This is a genomic window from Candidatus Neomarinimicrobiota bacterium (assembly GCA_016784545.1).
Lineage (GTDB): Bacteria > Fidelibacterota > UBA8477 > UBA8477 > JABMPR01 > JABMPR01.
This window is the reverse complement of sequence record JADHUM010000008.1, coordinates 1-19,907: the sequence shown is the minus strand read 5'-3', so window position 1 is coordinate 19,907 and position 19,907 is coordinate 1. Positions and strand designations below refer to the sequence as shown.

Here is a 19,907-nt window from a genome sequence, read left to right as displayed (position 1 = left end):
AAGCGATGAAAAACCTAATATCTGCCCTCGCAATACTGGTGCTGGTCCCCCTGGCCACCTTTGCTCAATTCAATATTTCAGGTGATGTGACACCTTCGGGTATGTTGAGAATAAGTGATGCTTCCCTCATTGATCTCCCCTTCCGTCTGGGAAACATCTCAGTCGATTATGCCTATGGAGATTTTGAATTGAAGACTGTCACTGCCCTGGAAACACGCTGGAAAGATCCTGAAATTAACGAGGATATGTTTAAACTTAGAGAAGCTTATCTCCTGTGGTATCCTGCTTTTGGTGAAGTAAAACTGGGCAAAATAATCCATGCCTGGGGCGCGGCTGATGCTAACAACCCCACAGACAATCTAAGCCCCTATGACTATTACTATATGTTTCTGACTGGAACCGACAGGAAACTGGGATCCATGAGTCTGGCTGCAAAAACATATATCAGTGATTTTCAAATAGAAGTGGTTGCATTACCAGCGTTTGAGGCAAATCGCTTTCCCCTTAATGAGCCTGATTTTCCCATTAGTATTCCCATTCCAGAAGGGGCTCAATATTTTTATCCAGAAAATGAGTTTGAAATTGGTGGGCGTATACAGTACGCCATGGGAATCGGAGATCTTTCCGCCTCATATTTTAAAGGCAACGATCGATCCTTCTCACCAGCAGGATTGGAAATCAATCTGGCACCTCTATTCAGCGGTGGTGCACCAGAATTTACCAGCCATTTAACCTACAGAGAAACAGACGCTTTTGGTCTGGATGCAGTCATTTTTCCCGGCAATTGGACACTGAGAAGTGAGCTGGCTTATTTTCGTACCCAAACCCCGGATATTGATTACAGCATGTCTAAATTCACCTATGATGCAGAGTATCTCCAATCTGTAATTCAGGTCGAATATGCCTTCCCCAACACGGTGCAACTCATGGCACAATTTATTAGCAACAATACCCAGAAAATTGAATCTGCCATGGAAAAGGATGGCAATTTTCAAACCATTGAGTTTATGCTTCAAGACACCAGCAACCACGCCCTCGATCCACTTCGGGCGCAGTTTTCACAAATGGGTATCCCTGAATTCTCCTCAGGAATGGGTACACCCTTCGCCTTGATCGCAGATCAGGTCATTATTCTATCCTCCATGGTTACCCTCCTTGATAACTCACTGGAATTAAGGGGAATGTTCATGGTTAATCTCGAGGAGACTGGTTACATGGCCAATATCGGATCGACCTATTCACTCATGGAAGGACTCAATCTGGAGACCTCTCTGGGCTACTTCATTGGCGGGGATGAAGAGGGAAATCGCTTTAAACAGCTGGAGGATTTTTCAAATCTAAGCCTAGGACTCAGCTATAGTTTTTAGGATATTATACCAATAAATGAATAAGTTTGATCGCAAATATAAGAAAATCGCCCAGCGAATATCACCGCTGGATCTGACCAGCAATTTTTCGCAGGAAGATTTAAGCTGGGATAATTTTTTTACTGATAGATCAAGTAGAAACTCAAACTCACTCTTCCTTGGGAAGTATTCTAAAGATGGAATCAAATTTGTCATCGAACGCTTTGGACTGGATCGGCAGGCCCGCCATCGTGGGATCAGGCACCTTGATGTTGTGGTGGACACAAAGGATCCCTTCCGACACAGGTTAACCATCTACAATGGACGAACCCGCGATCGCCATCACATGGTCATGGATTTTGTCGCCAGGTACCAGCATCTGGTTCCCAAGGACATCGATGCAGAAAATGAGTATGGCCTTCAGCTAAAAGTTCTAACCATAGAGTGGCTCCTGTTACAGAACCCAAAGGCCATATTTTCCAATCGGAGACACCCGCTTCCTGGTCAAAGCTATCCAGGTTTAGGGCTTGGAGATCAATTGATGGCCCTGTTTACCCTTATGGGGCGTCATCTTCAGGTTGATGGAATTATCAATGTTCCAGAGTATTTTCACACCGGCCTCATCTTCAGCAAACGCTTCGTATTTTTAAGCCCCTATGTTCAAGCTCTGGTTTACCAAATTGCTCAGGATTTATGGAAAAAATATCGACTGGCTGTAATCGCATGGGCCAGTGCCACTGATAGCATCATCAATATTGAAACAGGTCAACCGCAAATATGGGAACCCCGTCGACAAATCATTCCCATCCAGAGTCACTTGAAGCAATATTTTAAATCAGATGAATACACAAGTATTGCCCAGAGTTTGAAGCAGGAGAGAGTCTTCGCCCTGGACGAAGAAAAATTGCGGAATGCCCTTTCTAAAATGGAAAAGCCTCCGTTTCAGTTTTAATCTACCACTTGAAAATCAGGGCAATTGAATTACTGAAGATTCCCAGGTGGTCTTTTTGATTTGGGAGCTATTCCCCTTGGTATCACCCCGCATAAAGTTTGCCAACAGGATGGTTGTTAACAACGCCAGTACAGTAATGATGATTTGAACTGATGCACTTTCCTTTTGTTTTTCCCCTCGAAATGATTTCATTGAGTAAACCAGTTTTCCTTTTCTGCTTTGATCATTAATCTTTCAGCCAGCACCTTCTCATAGAGATTTTCAGGATAATATGGGAGGTCTGGGTTGGGTGTCGTTGTTATTACCCTCGTTAAGAGGTTGTAAAAGAGATTTTTATCCTGGGTCTTGGGACAGTAGTATTGAGCCATGAGTGTATAGTTCCCCAGATAGTTGGGTGAAACTCTGATTGCTTCATCAAAAGCTTTCCGCATACCAGTTGTATCATTTTCTGTTTCTGGATCTCGTCCCAATAAAGCACCTTTATAGCGATAGTATGCTCCGTAGTAAAACGTCGAATCCAGGTCATGGATATGCTCCAGGGTTGCCCATATGTGCTCTCGCTGTCCCATTCTAACCAAACTACTTTTTGTGGCCAGCCATTGTCCATAGTTGGCCAAACCCCAATAAAGCGCTTCAAGGGAGTTTTTGTCGAGTCCACGTACCGCCATACTCTCTTCACCCGTTGAAAAGAGAAGATTTCGGTAGTCACTATTCTGCCTGAGAACTGTCTGGCTGACTTCATAACCCCTCAGGAAAAGACTATCTCTTTTCAGTGGCGATTCAGTCAAATATTGGCCACGAAAATAATAGGCTTTGGAAAGTTTTGCCCAGAGCTGAATAGATGTTGAGTCAGATTCTGATAGCTGCCGAAAAAGTTCTAGAGCATATTCCGCATTTGCTTTGTCAGCCCTCAATAACCAGAGGCTATCGGCATTTTCAATATTGATTTCTACTGGGAATGCTGTGTCAGGTATTGCAGGAATATCAGTTGAGGAGCAAGAGATTAAAATGGTTGATAAAAATATAAAAACAAATTGTCGCAAAGCGATATAGCCTTCCCCATTGTAATTACCCCCCCTCCTGAAAAACGGCCAAATATAGCTTGCAATACTCAACTATTACAAATGCTGTTTAAACAATTCTAGTTTTATTATGTAAAGCTTATATCAGGGGAAATGCCAGGGTCCAAAAACGATGTTTCACTTATTGCTCCAGTATCAATTCAACCAGAATAACCAAGTCTCTGATGTCAATGAAGGTATCCCTATTGGTGTCAGCTAATTCTTGAAGCTCGTCATCTAGTTCAAGGTTTGATATGATGGCTTCTAATAGAAAAACAGCATCAGATACATTGATTTCACCATCCCTGGTAACATCACCTAAAACAAAACCAGATCCCCAACCCAGTACAGCCAGGTTGTCGACTTTAAATCCATCACCCTCAAAATACGTATCACTTACCAATTGAAAGGCCAATGTGAGAGAGGGGGTTCCTTCAAATTGGGATAGTGAGAGCTGGTCTTCAATCCATCCCTGAGTTCCATGATACCCATGTTCTCCCAGCGGCTGGACAGAACTTCCATTTCCAGGAGTCGTGAACTCACCACGCAGGGCTGACCAGTTTATGCCCCCATCAGCCGAGGCCAATACTTGACAAAAATCCCAGCCGAATTCTATATCCCAACTGGCATCAAATTGAAGGACTGGATTACTATATCCTCTAAGATCCAGGGGGTCACTGAGAATGATATCTGAGGTGGTTTCCGCATCGTAAAAACCTGATGGAGAATCTGTCATATATCGCCTCAGCCCATCAGCTCCGATTTCAATCCCCCAGGTTTCAGAGATCCAATTTGAGGCATCTGTTTCGAAATCGTCAAAAAATATCGTATCAGGACGCCCAATGATCCACTGAAGTGTATCTACCCCGATCTCATAACCAGCCATTTCAATGGATAATACAAGCTGAGCAATTTCACCAGATTGGGCGTTGATCTCGAAGCTTAAACTGTCGGTTCCATAGTCATGCATGGCCTGAGATGATAGGCCTGAAACATCAATGGAATTATGTGATGGGATAATGCTGTTGTCTGGCGAGCTTATGTATAGCATAGCCGTAGTATTTTCCGAGCCGAGGCCCTTGTTCATGACGCTGAGTTCACAGTTCACAATATCACCATATTCCAGAGGACTGTGAGTGAGAAACTCAAAATTTTTCACTTCTATCCAGCTACCGGCACACCCAGCGAGATGAACATTCATACCAATATTGTCCTCAGCCAGTTCAAATATCAGCCCTGTAGGTGGCCAAAAGCCTCCCTCTGATCCAGCGCCGACCTCCGGGGTGAAGTTAATAATGCCCAATTCACCATACATGTAATCTACAGCATCACCATTCACTATGTAGCCGACTGTCTCTGTGCCGGTTCCAAACAGATAATTATTTTCTCTGACAAGATCTGGGCCCATTTGGGCATATATCTCGCCGTCTGGTGTGGGTAATGCCACCGATTCATCGTAGCCAAAGGGTTTAATGAGTAAATTGCCATAGCTATGGTAATTGAATACGGTCTGAAAATCATGTCCGAGGACAAAATCTCTCACAACTTGGGTCTCGGGTTCAGAGAAAGGATCATCTCCCCGATAGGTAGCTCCACATGGGTCAGGACTGGAGCCCTCATCATCAAAACCCCACTGGAAGCCCCAGTTTCTATTTAAATCGACACCTGGTGAGCTGGTACATCCTGGACGTCGGTTTTTGCGGTGCATTCCTCCACCATTTGGATTGGTTAGTTGATTATAGGTGTACCCATCTGGATTGACGACAGGTACGAACCATATTTCTCTTTCATTCACCAGATATGACAGGGCTGGGTCCAGATTGTATTGCTCTGCCAGAGACCAGGCAAAATGCATCAGAGTCATCATGGCAGCCGGTTCACGTGCATGAATGAGGGAATTGAAGAAAACTTCCGGGTCACCATTTGTTGAATCAGGAGTATCTGATATCTGGAAAGCCCATATATCCCGTCCTTCAAGACTAAGCCCGATGCTTTGCTTGGCCGAGACGATCTCCGGGAAACTTGAATGAAGTGAATCCATACTGGCCACTATCTCTTCAAAAGTTAAGTAACCGCCCATGCTCCCATAACCCAGTTCCCTTGAAGCTCCCTGACTCAAACGAGAGGCATAATAAGCACTAATATCCAGGATCAAATCCTCTACAACCAATCCCTGACTTTCCACATCCAGCTTTTCAACCTGATTTACAATAGCGTCAACATACACACCAGGTCGAACATCCAGGCCTTCAGGGTCCACGCCTTGTCTAAGGAGGGTAGAGATAATTTCAGGGGTATCGTCAGACCAAATTCTGATTTTATCATAGGTTTCCTGAGCGACTCCAGTTTGGACTGCAAATAGGAAGAAGAGGAGTGTGTATAAATTTTTAATCATCTGTGGTTCCGTATTTTTCTTTAATTGGAAATGGTAAAAAGCCATTGATTTGAATTGAGTGTGCTAACCCAGCCAGTATCTTCATATCTTAAAATACTCAGTTCAAATTTCATATGAAAGGGACGAAACCATGTCGAAATCCAACTTGTGCGTTTCCATTTCGGCCCATAGGTGAGTGCAAACCCCACATCACCAACATTATCCCAGTCCCTGGCATCGTCGGTAATTTGTCCCAGATCAAAAAATATCCCCACATCCAATGATTTTGGCATATGGGGTATGCTTTTGAAGGTTAGATCCAAATTGTTTGACCAGATAAAATTCTTGGGTTGATCCAAAGAGTCAGTGTAAGCTCTCATTCGCCCGCCACCTCTGAGATAATAATGAGAGCCAATCATCTCGGCATCTTCTATCCCATAAAGACTGGTAGCTCCCCTATCCAAATAGACAGATCGTAAATCCTGTGATGCAACCCGACTCTTGATGAGATTCGGAGTTGCCCTTGAATTAGCCAAAAAATTTGAGCGATTATTAAAGTGGAAATATGTAAAACTCTTACTCCAGCTACTCATGAAGTTTAGTTGATTAAAATCCTTTCCATAACTCCCCAAACTAGCCGGGGAAGTAAAGAAACTCACACTAAAGCCATAGTCTCCGGAGAACATAACTTTCTGTAATTCATACTGTAAACCCAGTCTTGTCAGTCCGATCTGGTCGGATGAAGCTAGTTCAGCGTGTTTAGCATCAGTTGTTTCAATTTTAAGCGTTACAAAGTGGATCGGGTTCCTCCAGTATTTCTTAGCCCAGTTCATTTCGTAGGCCAAAGAGCTGAAAACCATGGAGCGCCAGATTTTTGCTGTACCAGACCAGGTTGCCTGGAAAGGAAGACCGACTTGAAGTTGACTGAAGTTTAAGGAGACATCAGGATTGCCCGACTCCAAATTATAATCAAGGGCCAATTGTGTAAAATTTCCCGTATTTCTATAGACTCTTTTAATGTTTATACCTAAACCAGGTCCAGCAGTGTCGTTATAACCAAAAATTGGTTTCCAGAGATAGAGATTTCTATCATCGGGGTAGGCATCCCAGCCTTTATAATCATAACGAAAAGCACGCTTGCGCTGACTATCATTGTTGCGTCGGTCAAGGTCGAAGAAGGTATTTTCAGCATCAAGATAGACTCGAACCGGGCGAAAATTGGATTCCACAATAATTGTACCGGTTGAGCGATGCCGAAAATTGGTTAATGGAGCAGAGACGGTCTCACCTGCTTCGCTGTAAATCGTTGCTGTGATGGGAACAAACATACCGCCCATATTATCGACATTTATTTCTGTTGTAAAATGATCCTGATCATGGGTCTCCACAGACCAATCAACCAATTTATAGTCCACAAAAGTGGTGGTGCGTAGCCATTGATCAAAGAACCAATCCAATTCTTCCCCACAACCATCCTCCATGGCTTTGACAAATCGGTCTTCATTTACATGCTTGAGTGCCCAGCGAGAGAAGTAAAGTCTCATACCAGCTAAAAAGCGTTCTTCTCCTAAATAATTTTTCAGCATAGCCAGCATTATTGAGGCCTTGTCGTAGGAGTTACTGCTATAAGAACCATAATATGAATAATTGAAGCTTTGGGTTGCCATGGGCTCATTGGCCGTGGACAGGATATATCTAATAGCCGGTTTTAGCTCTGCCTCTTCATACATCTCGCGATGTAAATGATCTGACTCAAATGATGTGATATATTCGCGTGAAAGTTCATATCCATTTTCTGGATAATAATGTTCCATGTACCAGCGAGTTTGAAATGTGGTGAATCCTTCGTCCAGCCATGGATCATCTAATTCATCATTTCCAAAAATTCCATAAAACCAATTATGGCCAATCTCATGTACTGCAAGACTCTCACTGTCTGACCCATCCATGATCAGCATGGGATATTCCATGCCACCACTGAGCAAAGCCTGGATAAGGGTAATCTGGGGCCATGTATACATACCAAACTTTCCAGATAGCCACTCCAGTGAGTTTTGACCCCATCTCACCACATCTTTTGTCCAGTCTTCACCACCTTCAAGGTCGAATAACACATGGACATCAATCCCATTCCACATGCCGTGCTCATACACATAATCCTGGGAACAGGACCAGGCGAAATCATGTACATTTTCTGCCAGAAAGCTTACCTGGCGTCGCTCGGTGCTATCCATGTCTGTCAGGTAAGTATCTCTTTTCTCTTTGAATGTTTCGACCCAATCCTCCCATACTTGTGAAGTATCAACTCTCACAGAATCCCAGCCTGGGTCGCCATCTATGACGACTCCGGTTGATGCAACTATTTGCGCGGCTGGAACATTCAGATTGACTATATATTTTCCAAACTCACCATAAAACTCTCCCCAATCCCCAAAAGGATCATCGTGCCATCCATGCTCATCGTAGACCACAAATTTTGGATACCATTGGGCGAAATCAAATTGGTTGGCTTCCCAACCAGCACGATCGATATGGGGATGGATAATGAATAACCAGTCCAGGTTGAATACAAGTGTATCCCCTGGAATTAGGTGCTGATTAAGTTCTATTTCTAAAATAGTATCATCTCGAATGAGAAACGAAAGATCTACTGAATCACTGGCTGCTTTTTGAATGCGGATACCCGTCCAGCCCTTTTCATCGTCAAATGATTGACCATACCCACTCCACACTTGTTCCGCAATGGTACCCGTATTGAAGGCATTGGGGTAGAGATGCATGAGAATCTGATCAAGCGTATCAGGCGAATGATTCGCGTAGAGTAATTCAGAAGTTGCTTTGAGTGTTTTCTGTTCTGAGTCTAAGTATATATCCATATTATACTCGACATATTGCTGCCAGTATTCACCCAAGAGTGGTACAGTTAGGACTGCCAGAAATAGAATCAGCTGGATGGATTTCCGTCTCATTGAACTATCCCTTGATCATCAATAAGTAAATAATATGGCATTTCATGTCAGTGATTGAGGAATCTATTCAATACCAACCTGAAATGTTATACATAATCAAACAATTTTATGGAACTATAAAGCTGGTTCAACTCAGTCGAATTACTCTACCAATTTGATATGAAGTTCCTTGAGTTGTTGAGCATCTACCAGCGAAGGCGCTTCATCCATCAATGAAGATGCCGAAGTCGTCTTGGGAAAGGCGATGACATCACGGATATTCTCTGTGCCAGCCAGCAACATTATCAGGCGATCAAACCCAAAGGCGATCCCACCATGAGGTGGCGCACCATACTTAAAGGCTTTGAGGAGAAATCCAAATCTGGCTTGAGCTTCTGCTTCATCCATACCGATGAGCTGGAACATCCGGCTCTGCATTTCGCGGGTGTGAATTCTGATTGATCCCCCTGCCACTTCATAGCCATTAATCACCAGATCATAGGCCTGGGCTCTCACATCTCCTGGGGCAGTCTGCATTAATTCAACATCCTCAGGATTGGGTGATGTGAAGGGATGATGCATGGCGATATAGCGTTTGCTGTCCTCGTCCCAGTCCAACAAGGGGAAATCCAGAATGAAGAGCGGCTTGATAAGCCCTTCTGGAATCAGATTTTCACGTTTAGCCAACTCAATGCGAAGGGCACCCAGAGACTGGAGCGTTCTGGCTTCCGTGTCAGACACGAAGAACAGGATATCATTGTGTTCCAGCTTGAGATCATTGATTACCTCCTGCTGCAGTGCTTCGGGGAAAAACTTGCTGATACCTGCACTAAATGCAGTCTGGTCCATTTTTACTAAAGCCAATCCCTTTAGCCCATAATAGGTACGTAACCAGTCAGTGAGACCATCCGTTGCCTTGCGTGAATATTTATCAGCTGCATTTTTCAAGACCAATGCTTTGACCCGTCCACCGGCTGCCAGATTGTCCTTGAACACGCCAAACTCGGTTTTTTCTGCGTAGTCAGCAAACTCTACCAGAGGTAAATCAAAGCGAATATCTGGTTTGTCACTGCCATACATTTCCATGGCATCTTTGTATTTCATTGTGGGAAATACTTCAGGCAAATCGTAATCAAGAATATCCTTAAATATGCCGCGAGCGAGGCGGGTGGCTACACCCAGAACATCATCCTGGTCAACAAAGGACATTTCTATATCTATCTGGGTGAATTCTGGTTGACGATCTGCTCGCAAATCTTCATCCCTGAAACATTTCACGATTTGGAAGTATTTATCAAATCCAGAAATCATGAGCAATTGTTTATAGGTCTGCGGAGATTGAGGAAGGGCATAAAACTTACCCTTGTGAATACGACTGGGTACAAGGTAATCCCTGGCGCCCTCAGGGGTGGATTTCATGAGAACGGGAGTTTCAAACTCCATAAAACCTTCAGCATTTAATCTGCTGCGCGCGCTCTGATACGTTTTGGATCTGGTGGCCATTAATTTCTGCAGCTCAGCAGTACGTAATTCCAGATAGCGATACTCAAGACGGAGATCCTCACTGCCACTTTCACGGTCTGAGACCAAAAATGGGAGAGGTTGGGCTTCATTCAATACTTCAAGCTGTGTTGCGACGACTTCGATGGTGCCTGTGGGCATATTGGGATTCACATTGCCGTCAGGACGGAGGCGGACAGTGCCTCGAACAGCAACAACATCCTCCATACCGAGCCGCTTGGCTTCGGCAGCAAGTTCTGCATCCAGATCTGGATTAAAAGTTACCTGTGTTTTACCATACCTATCACGAAGATCCAGAAAAATCACACCACCATGATCCCTGTTTTTGGCAATCCATCCATTGAGGATGACTTCTTCGTTTACATTTTCAGCTGTAACTTGACCACAGGTCATTGTTCGTTTCAGTCGCATGCTCGCTCCATTGTTAAAATCGAGGCAATGTAAACCCCGAAAAGGGCACATCAATAACGGACATTTGAGTTAGGGGGAGAAACTTTTAAAACTTAGTACGTATTGGCGTGGTTACTTCCTGCGTAGTCGTTGGATCAGTGGAAGCACATCTTCCTGTTCTTTCTGAAATGGTTGGGAGGTATCTACCCATTGCTGCTCAACTGGCTCAGTGACTGGTTCGGGTGAGTCTTCAATCCCCTCATCCTCTTCCTCATGTTCAGCGACTGCAGGATCAGTCATCTCATTAAACATGCTGCCTTTCCCAAGAATCAGCCAATTAAAATCAAGATCATACTCTTCTGAGAGGGGCACAAGTTTGGTGCACTTGATTTCCCTTTCACCCATTTCCCAATAAATGATAGTCCTTTTTCCAAGCCCACAGAGGCTGGCAACTTCACGTTGGGTGAGACCAACAGCTGCTCGAAATTCCCTTAATCGTTGTGCTACAGGTGACATGTTCCCTCGATTTTTGAACTGCAATAATATGCACTCTAAACCTTGTGAAGAGAAAAGGAAAAAATGGGAGATTTGACGAATTTGTCCAGAGATCTAATTTTTTGATCTGGGCAGGGTATCAATGATTCAAAACAAATTGGTCACTCCCTCAACTTTGCATTGAATCTGTAAATATCACTCCCATATTCGATGTATGAAATCAACGCGACTACTCCTTCACACCTTGTTGCTGTTGTCTCTGTTTTCGCTGACATATGCCAGGCAAAGCATTCACGGATTTGTCCGTGAAAATGAGACTGGAGAGCCACTGCCCTATGCCAATGTGATTCTGCCAGCATTAAATCGCGGTGCAACATCCAATGTAGAGGGCTATTTTGTAGTCAGCGATCTTCCCGTTGGGACCCATACACTCATTGTTTCCATCATTGGTTATTCAAAATATGAGCAGACCATCGACCTGCCTGCAGATCTGAATCTTCGTCTGGATATTCGATTGGATCAGGTCATTATCGAGGGTCAAACAATTGAAGTCAGTGCTGAGAGAGAAAAATTCAAGGAGCTGGTCACCACCAGTACGGTAACCTTAGATCGCCGGGCCATTGAAGTGGCTCCTTCCTTCGTAGAGGCCGATGTATTCAGAGCCCTGCAATTGCTGCCGGGTGTGCAATCTCTCAATGATTTTTCCTCGGCGCTCTATGTCCGTGGTTCTACACCAGATCAAAACCTGATTATGCTGGATGGTATCACGGTCTATAATCCTATGCATCTTGGTGGTATTTTTTCAACTTTTAACACAGATGCCATAAAAGAAGCTGATTTCCATGCCGGGGGTTTTCCTGCCCAATATGGTGGACGGCTCGGATCCATCCTGAATATAGTGAACCGTGAGGGAAACACTGAGGAATTTAGTGGGAATGCCAACATCTCGCTTATTTCCAGTAAAATATTGATGGAAGGTCCTCTACCCACCGGCGAGTCTGAATTCATACGAGGGTCCTGGATGCTGGCCGGGCGCAGAACTTATTTTGATTTGATTGCCAATACCGCCTGGAAATACCTGGTCAAGCCAAACCTGAGTGATTGGGAAGCAGAGAGTGCTCCCGACAATATCATCCCCTACTATTTTTATGATTTCCAGGGCAAGGTCAATCTGGATATTGGCAATAATCATCGACTAACCTGGAGCTCTTTCTACGGCGATGATGTACTCTATTTTAAGAATACCTACACATATTCAGATGACTATTATGCCTATGATGAGAGCTTTCAAGAAGACTACTCAAGTACGGATAAGACCTTAATGGATTGGCGTTGGGGTAATTTCACCAACAGTCTGCAGTGGCGTTGGATTATAACTCCCAAGCTGATTGCCAAAACTGCCATCGCCAATAGTCGTTTTAGGTTTGAAATCAATATTGATTATGAGGAAGAGGGTTATTACCGGGATGCCTATGACACAGCGAGCTGGAATTCAAGGTACTGGTTTGATTTATTTGACCGCATCAACGACCACAGTATTGAGAGCAATCTGACCTGGTTAATGAGTGATGATCATACCATCACCAGTGGATTTCAATTGAAAAAAGTGAATTTCAATCTGGGCATGATGATTGGATTTGATGATACCTATGATGGTGTGACTGAGAAATATCTCGACACCTTGATGTGGATGGACAACACACCCATAGAGTCGGCTGTATTTATTCAGGATAAATGGCGTGTTAATCCATTACTATCCGTTCAATCTGGTTTGAGACTGTCTAAATATTCACCCCATTCGAAGCTATATATGGATCCCCGTCTGGGTCTAAAATATATGTTATCCGAGCAGGTTTCATTGAAAGGTTCCTTTGGTCGCTATCACCAATTTTTGACGGTTGCCAATCCTCCCGATGAAAACCTGCGATTTCTGGATATCTGGTATGGTGTCCCTGAGGAATATGAAGCTCCCAGTTCTGATCATTATATACTTGGGCTGGAATTCTTATCAGATACGGACCTCCTCTTTCGTACAGAAGCCTATTACAAATCATTTGACAACCTGTTGACTCTTAAACCTGGTGATCTCCTGCAAATCGATGAAGAGGGAGGTTTACGGATAGATGAGTTTAATGAATTCTGGGATACAGATGCCTATGCTCAGGGACTTGAAATTTTGGTAAAAAAACTTTCCGGTCGGGTTAGAGGTTGGCTGGGTTATACCTATGCAGTCACTGAACGTAAATTTGAGAACCAGGACTGGTATTACCCCAAATTTGATCGTACACATACGGTAAACGTCGTGGCTGACTGGGCACTTTCATCAGCTTTACACTTTAGTACTGCAGTTACCTACTCCACAGGGAACCCCTATACACCCGTTATTGGCAGGAGTGAAGCATGGTATGAGCAGTCCTGGGGATTGGGAGATGATTTCTGGGCAGACAATACCTTTTTATATGGTGAGCGGCATAGTGAACGATATCCAGGGTATTTCCGTGTGGATGTCAGCTTGAAAAAGAGAAAGCCATGGCGTTATGGAACCAGGGAATGGTATTTCCAGATTCTGAATGTAAGCAATCATTTAAATATTTTCTCCTATATATATCAGAATCGTGGCGACTATAACTATCGTACTGGTCAATATGAAAACAAAGGGGTACAGAGAGCGGGTATCCCCATGTTCCCTTTCTTTCCAAGTTTTGGGGTGAAATATGAATTCTAATAAAATACAACGAGTAGCGCCGCACAAAGAGCATAGTGTTTTAGTCGTTACAATTACTCTCTTTTTACTCTTTGTGCTTATTTCCTGTGGAAATTGGGGATGGGAATCCATTGATACGGATAACGAGGAGAAGCTCAATATTTTTGGATTAATCAGTCTTGATGATTCCTTGGAAAGTTTTGTTGTCGTACATAAGACTTTGGATACATCAGGTCCTGATGAAAGAGCCATTGGGATGGATACGATTTATTATAATGTCTATGAATGGTACAATGAAGATACTGGGATGTTTGAAAGTGATACCCATTGGTTCGAGGAACCCTGGATACAAACTATTACTGAACCGCTTTATATCGTTAAAGATGCTACTGTAATCATTTCAGATGGAACTCAGAATTTTGAGTTCCGTCGTCAACCCCCACATCTAGTCAACGAATACTCATACTGGCGAGATGACTATCTATCTGATCTTGCGCGCTATGTTGATACAACTGGTCAGTTTACTCCCCAGATTAACACCCAATATACACTCACAATCAACACCCCAGATGGATTGGCTGTCACTGGTAGCCTGACTACACCACCTCGTCCAGTTATATATGAATCTACAACCATAGATACCGTTTCAATGAGACAGCCTTTCCAGGTCAGTTGGGCTTTTGCAGGTGATTATACAACCGTTGTTGCCACAGGGTATTCCAATGATCATAACTATGATTTTTACTTGTGTGGGATGGAGCAGCAAAGTGCGGTTGAGCCAGGTGATACAACCTGGACATCCAGTACAGATCCTTACTGTTTTGAGGAATTTAGCAACCCTGATCTGGTCACGGAAATGGATATCAGAGTTCGTTTTGTTGATGAAAACTATGATAAATATTTTGTTCAGGGTGGTGGTGATCCCCAGGATATCTCTAATATATTAATCGGAGAAGGGGGCATCGGTGAGGGATTTGGTATTGAGGGTGGTTTTGGTGTCTTTGGTGCCTTCAGTTCCAGTAGGATCATACGACACGCGAGAGAATAATCCTTACTGAGAATGCGAGAATTGCAGCGCTGATTGGGTTAATCGCTACGCCACGCCTTAAACTACTTCAAATATACTATCTTAGAATTTGCACGCGAGGCAATTGGTGAGCCCGTCGCCCTGAATTCTATCTGTACCACATAAATTCCAGCTTCAAGATTCAGCCCCTGTGAATCTTTTCCATCCCAGCTGTATTCTTGCATCCCTCTACTTTGATTGATTCGTTGGATCTCTATCCTTTGCTTACCCTGCAAATCGTGGATGCTCAATTTAATATTACCATCTTCTGGAAGTGAAACCTGAATATTCGTTTCTGGATTAAATGGGTTTGGGTATACTTGCACCATCAGCTGAGATTCAGGGGTGTGAGCTTTTATCCCACTAGTTGAAATTGTCTGTTCAACACTAGCAATGGTGATGGGCGATAGATCCATTTGCTCATAATAGGACTGAAATACTTCAACCTCAGGTAAATCGTAGTCAAATAGATCCTGTGCAAAGCGTGGAGCGATAGTCTGATAATTCATGGTGGCACTGATGTAATAAGATGCATCTGGACTGAGACCACTCACGCTATAGTGTACTTTATCGCCTCCTGTACCCTCCTCAAGGCCATTCCGATTAAAATCGGGGTCTTGGGTCGCCAGCCCTTCAATTCTTGTAGAATCCGCTGCTACACCATCTGATAGATATCCTGCAGGAGGGATTCTATTGTCCTTTAAATATCCAGCGATTCTCAGGAGTGTATAGGTTTTGTCACTATTCACATCCCTGGGTATGTTCTGATATATTTGTACCTGATCCTGTTGAGTGATAGTCTGGTGATGGGGTTCGTAGCCCGGATCCAGTCCAACAATTTCGCCAGTAGTATCCCAGGCACCTGAATGAAATACAATATTTCCGGATTGATCCTCAATCTTAAGCTCCAACCAGGCTCTTCTGCTGGGATAAGCAGTAGGAAATTTATGACCGGAAAGATTTTCAACACCAACTTCGATAGTTAATGAATCCGCCATGCTATTCCAGACAGCGGTAAGATTTAATCGCACTGATTGTCGCTCCAGAAGTCTTATACTTCTATCGATAGTTGAATCAAAATGAGCCGCTGAGGCCCTGACACCTAGCTCATCCCCAAAATTTCTCAGCATTTTCAACATAAACACATTTCCGCCCACAAATTCGTGTGTATGAAGCGGGCTACGAGATCCCAACCATTGTGGCCGATTTGACAATATGATATTTTCTTCAATAGCTGGCATGTGACAGGTCTGGCATTCAATTCCCAATTCAGGATAATCACTATTTAACCATTCCAGATAAGGTACCTGTTCAGGAGCTTCCCCAACAACTTCACCCTCATCATTCACATAGGGTGTAAAAAGGGTGTGGCAGGTTGCACAAATCTCGGAGCTGGAGATATGAGGACTCATAGTTGGGGTGTAATTCACCATACTGACCATGGGTCCCACAACAGGATTACTAAAAGGACCATAAATCAGCCGACTATCATCCATGGTAAAATGACCTGAAAAGCTCTCCCCTTCTCCCAGGTCTTGATCCTGTATCTGGTGACAGACTGCACAGCTCACCCCATCCATGGCCAGGGGATTATCCAGCATTTCAGCAATGGTATAGTCTGACTGTCCATCATAGCCTGCCTGGGTATTACCCATGGGGGCGTGGCAGCTTGTGCATTTGTCTTCAATAACGCTTTGCAAGTGAGGGTTAGAAGCTATTTCTGCCTGCACTTTGGCCCGCCAGAGTGGATCAATGGCTGCATTCGCCATCATGGTGGATCGCCAGTAGGTAGTTTGAGATACATCTTTTCCATGGCTGTCTTGTAAGGCCGCAGTATTGGGACCTGCCTGTGTATGGCACACAGCACAAGACCCTGAGCCCGAAAACAGGGAGCTGGTTTCTGTTGGCAATGATTGGGCGATTAAACCAGAAACAGATACTGACAGAATTATGATTTTATTGAATAGATGCATACACTCTCGATTTTAGCTACGGTCTTGCTAAAGTATTCCATTTATAGGTAATTAAAAACACGAGCCCCAGAGAAATCGGGGCTCGTGTACAGGGAGGAAGTCCTCAAGAGAGGACAACGTTTACTAGCTTATGGCCTATTCCCTCTTCCCGGACGATTCCCACGGTGACCACCGCCCATATCATCATTGCCACCACGAGGTCCTCGAGGTCCACGTCGACCTTCACGGGGGCCAAATTCATGCTGATCAAAAATCAATTGTTGATCTGGTGTCAACAGAGATCTGATCTGAGTGCGATGCGTTGACATCAAAGCATCCATAGCTGTTCGGTTGGCTTCAATGGCTGCCTCAAGTTCAGCAATTCTATCAGCATCAGCATTTTCACTGTTATTGAGGAGTCTGAGCTCCTGTTCCAGCGAACGCGTGGTTTGACGAATTTCCTGCATGGCAGGTTGCATACTCTCACGAAGTTCTGTGATTTGCTGCATTTGTTCTGTGGTCAAATTCAAGCTTTCATCCCAGGTTAGACGAGAGCCACCACCGCGGCGACCCTGGGCCATTGCAATTGTCAATGAAAGCAAAATAAGTATAAATATTTTTTGTTTCATGATCGTTCTCCATTAGTTATTAATATTAAGGGTGATCCCATAGTTCATACTCTCGTAGTCATATAGAGGATCATTTGATTTATTTTGGGTCCAACCTGTATTCACCAGCAATTCAATCCCTGAAAACCAGTTGTTATGATCCTGAGCCAAATCCAGAGCCCAGCTCAATTGAACCTTTTGCTTTTTATCTGAACGGCCAAACCCTAGATCAACATAGTCATCATTCTCAATGACATAATTCTGACTATCGAAGTCAAACGCATACACTGGAACATCTCTATAGTTTTTCTCATCCATTAGGAAATAGACTTTGAGCTTCTGTCGCAAACTAAATCTATAAAGTAAACGGAAGGAAGCCGAAGGACCTTCACTCCTGAACCGGTCTATAAATGGGTTGTTCATCCCATCCTGTAGTGCCAGCGTGTTGGTCTCATCACTAATCAGTGATTGAAAATCCATCCAAAGGGTTGCGCCCAGCTTAGGTCCAAGTGCCTGACTCAATCTTATTTCTGAGATAAAAAGATAATTATCAGGTATTGAATCTACTTCGATGGTACGGGCAAATCTACCTGGCAACTGATCACTAACCACCGTCTGCGGCCAAAAATTCTGATACGCCATAGAGGTTCGGATATTCACCGAAGTCTTAGTCTGGAAAGACTGGTTGTAGGTTAAGTAGATCTCATGATCTGTATTTGAAGCCTCGGAAACTTCCTCAAAACGATTGAAGTTCAAATCATAGCCGCCAATGATCAGTTGTGAAGCTTTGAAATAATACTTCCATTTCAAATACATTCCAAATCCGCTGCTGTTGTAATAGCTATAGGTATCATGGTATCTGTTTAAATACGCAAATAGACCCGCAAAAATCTGATTATCTTTGATTTCAAAATAGCGAAGTTGAAGACCAAGCTCGGCGTTTGAATTGGAGTATTCAGCATGGGGATATATCTGTGAGTGTGAGACATCAATATAAGCTCTGGAATTGTCTGAGAGAATTGAACTGAGAGAGAATGCACTTGAGCTGTAAGAAGCATCCGGTACCAGTTTACTGCCTAACAGGTAGTCTGCACTACCCAGAGCATTATCAAAGGTGTAAGTGATTTCACTGGCCCTGATTGTACTGAAGGAAAACAATAGACATATGGTAGCGATAGTGGCAGCAATAGATGAGATCATCTTCTCATATTGAATCTGCATACTTAATTGCCTCCTGCTTCCTTCCTGAGAATCTCCCGGGAACTTGAATCGTTGTTGGGAAGATAATCCAATCACTTCGTTTTCTGGAATTTTTGTTAGCATAATTGCGGTGTGTTCGTTCAAGAGGAGGAGGATTTCTCCTCCCCCTCTTAACCAGAACTAATTAGAGCTTTTAACTTTTCCTGCAGATTTTTGGCGGGCAGCAGGATCAGGAAGACAATCGCCTGTTCCGGGGCCGTTTCCTCCACCAAAACCAGGCCGACGACCACCGTGACCACGTCCTTCACCATCATGGGGACGTACAAAATCCTCATCAGCGTAATTGGGGATGCCATCACCATCATCATCTGGTGCAAGATCATTGTATCCATCGCCATCTTCATCGATGAATTCGCCAGGTCCGTTACCATTACCATTGCCCTGGCCATCTTCTGGTCTCACATAGTCTTCATCAGCATAGTTGGGAATTCCGTCACCATCATCATCTGGTGCATTGTCATTATACCCATCACCATCTTCATCGATGAACTCACCAGGTCCATTGCCCCCGCCACCGAAATCTCCATGACCATGTCCCCACTGACCACCCTGGGCATACACTGGGCTGGCAATGGCGAACAAGCTGATGGCTACTGCCATCATCATCACCGTTAAGAGTTGCTTTTTCATATTCGTTTCTCCTTTGTTAACGTTTCTGTCATTAAAAAGCTGCCCTCTATAGTCCAATCTCTGTGCCAGCAATCACAGATCATTCATAATGCAATTTATATTACTGTTATTATTGTAATTACGTGCCATGAGTTGAATGGTTGAATTGTGATACTGTTCGACATAAAACGTCGAATTCGACAAAATTGTCGAGAAACTGCCTGTTGAATTGTTGTTTGAGATTCCTCGGATTTCACGCAGAGCGGAGTCGATGGGCAATGCATACGAGTAAAAACATGCCCTAATGTGGTGAGGCAAATTTAAGATAATGTTTATGAAGAAATTTATCTCTCGACTCAGGTCTACGCACCGAGGGCGCTTCGCCCCTGCAGGCCGCTCGAGATGACGCGACATGAAGCACACTTGGGATGCAATTGCCAGGCGAGGATTCGAAACGAAGTAAGACGAGAGCAAAGCTCGCTTGAAGTTGCTACATTTTAGTGGACAGAGCGAGAAGACATACATTGTCCGAGGAGGTAGTCAAGATGGTAACAGAAACTATACGCAGGCAATATACTGCTGAGTTCAAACGAGAATCGGTTGAGCTTTTGCTTCGCAGTG

14 protein-coding genes are annotated in these 19,907 nt (G+C 43.9%); 4 read left to right on the top strand and 10 right to left on the bottom strand.

All coding sequences use genetic code 11. From position 1 onward, the window contains the following. Window positions 1-5 precede the first annotated feature (5 nt). Window positions 6-1,367, top strand: coding sequence for a hypothetical protein (locus ISR87_03125; GenBank protein ID MBL7024421.1), 1,362 nt, complete (start codon window positions 6-8; stop codon window positions 1,365-1,367). A 16-nt stretch (window positions 1,368-1,383) separates the two neighbouring features. Continuing rightward, window positions 1,384-2,298: a hypothetical protein gene (locus ISR87_03120; GenBank protein MBL7024420.1), complete on the top strand. Its 915-nt coding sequence runs from the start codon at window positions 1,384-1,386 to the stop codon at window positions 2,296-2,298. A gap of 15 nt (window positions 2,299-2,313) precedes the next feature. Here the strand turns inward: ISR87_03120 and ISR87_03115 are convergent, their stop codons facing one another. From ISR87_03115 to ISR87_03090, 6 genes are all read right to left on the bottom strand, one after another. Then, window positions 2,314-2,490 carry a hypothetical protein gene (locus ISR87_03115; GenBank protein MBL7024419.1) on the bottom strand — a complete coding sequence of 59 codons (177 nt, stop codon included), beginning with the start codon at window positions 2,488-2,490 and terminating at the stop codon, window positions 2,314-2,316. After that, window positions 2,487-3,341 (bottom strand): hypothetical protein, encoded by an 855-nt coding sequence (locus tag ISR87_03110; GenBank protein ID MBL7024418.1) that lies wholly within the window; start codon window positions 3,339-3,341, stop codon window positions 2,487-2,489. The genes ISR87_03115 and ISR87_03110 overlap by 4 nt, the downstream gene beginning before the upstream one ends. 160 nt (window positions 3,342-3,501) lie before the next feature. Next, a complete protein-coding gene (locus ISR87_03105; protein ID MBL7024417.1) occupies window positions 3,502-5,754 on the bottom strand; it encodes an immune inhibitor A in 2,253 nt (750 codons plus the stop codon). A 20-nt stretch (window positions 5,755-5,774) separates the two neighbouring features. Next, entirely contained in the window at window positions 5,775-8,702 is a 2,928-nt protein-coding gene (locus ISR87_03100; GenBank protein ID MBL7024416.1) for a M1 family metallopeptidase, read from the bottom strand. Window positions 8,703-8,843: 141 nt separating this feature from the next. Then, complete coding sequence (aspS, locus tag ISR87_03095) at window positions 8,844-10,613, bottom strand: aspartate--tRNA ligase (protein ID MBL7024415.1); 1,770 nt, start codon at window positions 10,611-10,613, stop codon at window positions 8,844-8,846. Window positions 10,614-10,724: 111 nt separating this feature from the next. After that, window positions 10,725-11,108: a helix-turn-helix transcriptional regulator gene (locus ISR87_03090; protein ID MBL7024414.1), complete on the bottom strand. Its 384-nt coding sequence runs from the start codon at window positions 11,106-11,108 to the stop codon at window positions 10,725-10,727. A 193-nt stretch (window positions 11,109-11,301) separates the two neighbouring features. Here ISR87_03090 and ISR87_03085 point away from each other — a divergent pair, with 193 nt between their 5' ends. Then, complete coding sequence (locus ISR87_03085) at window positions 11,302-13,812, top strand: TonB-dependent receptor (GenBank protein MBL7024413.1); 2,511 nt, start codon at window positions 11,302-11,304, stop codon at window positions 13,810-13,812. Continuing rightward, window positions 13,802-14,839 (top strand): DUF4249 family protein, encoded by a 1,038-nt coding sequence (locus tag ISR87_03080; GenBank protein ID MBL7024412.1) that lies wholly within the window; start codon window positions 13,802-13,804, stop codon window positions 14,837-14,839. Before ISR87_03085 ends, ISR87_03080 begins: the two co-directional genes overlap by 11 nt. Before the next feature lie 62 nt (window positions 14,840-14,901). On the opposite strand, the gene ISR87_03075 is transcribed toward ISR87_03080, so the two are convergent. The 4 genes from ISR87_03075 to ISR87_03060 all read right to left on the bottom strand — a co-directional run bounded on the left by ISR87_03075 (window position 14,902) and on the right by ISR87_03060 (window position 19,307). Next, on the bottom strand, window positions 14,902-16,830 hold the full coding sequence (locus ISR87_03075; GenBank protein MBL7024411.1) for a T9SS type A sorting domain-containing protein: 1,929 nt from the start codon (window positions 16,828-16,830) through the stop codon (window positions 14,902-14,904). A gap of 128 nt (window positions 16,831-16,958) precedes the next feature. Next, window positions 16,959-17,438 (bottom strand): Spy/CpxP family protein refolding chaperone, encoded by a 480-nt coding sequence (locus ISR87_03070; protein ID MBL7024410.1) that lies wholly within the window; start codon window positions 17,436-17,438, stop codon window positions 16,959-16,961. Window positions 17,439-17,450: 12 nt separating this feature from the next. Beyond that, the gene (locus tag ISR87_03065; GenBank protein ID MBL7024409.1) at window positions 17,451-18,761 is read right to left on the bottom strand and encodes a hypothetical protein; all 1,311 of its coding nucleotides are present in this window, start codon (window positions 18,759-18,761) and stop codon (window positions 17,451-17,453) included. 36 nt (window positions 18,762-18,797) lie between these two features. After that, complete coding sequence (locus ISR87_03060; protein ID MBL7024408.1) at window positions 18,798-19,307, bottom strand: hypothetical protein; 510 nt, start codon at window positions 19,305-19,307, stop codon at window positions 18,798-18,800. Window positions 19,308-19,907 lie beyond the last annotated feature (600 nt).

Coding starts and splice junctions, on each gene's coding strand:
- ISR87_03125 (MBL7024421.1), top strand. CDS start 6: ATGAAAAACCTAATATCTGCCCTCGCAATACTGGTGCTGGTCCCCCTG.
- ISR87_03120 (MBL7024420.1), top strand. CDS start 1,384: ATGAATAAGTTTGATCGCAAATATAAGAAAATCGCCCAGCGAATATCA.
- ISR87_03115 (MBL7024419.1), bottom strand. CDS start 2,490: ATGAAATCATTTCGAGGGGAAAAACAAAAGGAAAGTGCATCAGTTCAA.
- ISR87_03105 (MBL7024417.1), bottom strand. CDS start 5,754: ATGATTAAAAATTTATACACACTCCTCTTCTTCCTATTTGCAGTCCAA.
- ISR87_03100 (MBL7024416.1), bottom strand. CDS start 8,702: ATGAGACGGAAATCCATCCAGCTGATTCTATTTCTGGCAGTCCTAACT.
- aspS (MBL7024415.1), bottom strand. CDS start 10,613: ATGCGACTGAAACGAACAATGACCTGTGGTCAAGTTACAGCTGAAAAT.
- ISR87_03090 (MBL7024414.1), bottom strand. CDS start 11,108: ATGTCACCTGTAGCACAACGATTAAGGGAATTTCGAGCAGCTGTTGGT.
- ISR87_03085 (MBL7024413.1), top strand. CDS start 11,302: ATGAAATCAACGCGACTACTCCTTCACACCTTGTTGCTGTTGTCTCTG.
- ISR87_03080 (MBL7024412.1), top strand. CDS start 13,802: ATGAATTCTAATAAAATACAACGAGTAGCGCCGCACAAAGAGCATAGT.
- ISR87_03075 (MBL7024411.1), bottom strand. CDS start 16,830: ATGCATCTATTCAATAAAATCATAATTCTGTCAGTATCTGTTTCTGGT.
- ISR87_03070 (MBL7024410.1), bottom strand. CDS start 17,438: ATGAAACAAAAAATATTTATACTTATTTTGCTTTCATTGACAATTGCA.
- ISR87_03060 (MBL7024408.1), bottom strand. CDS start 19,307: ATGAAAAAGCAACTCTTAACGGTGATGATGATGGCAGTAGCCATCAGC.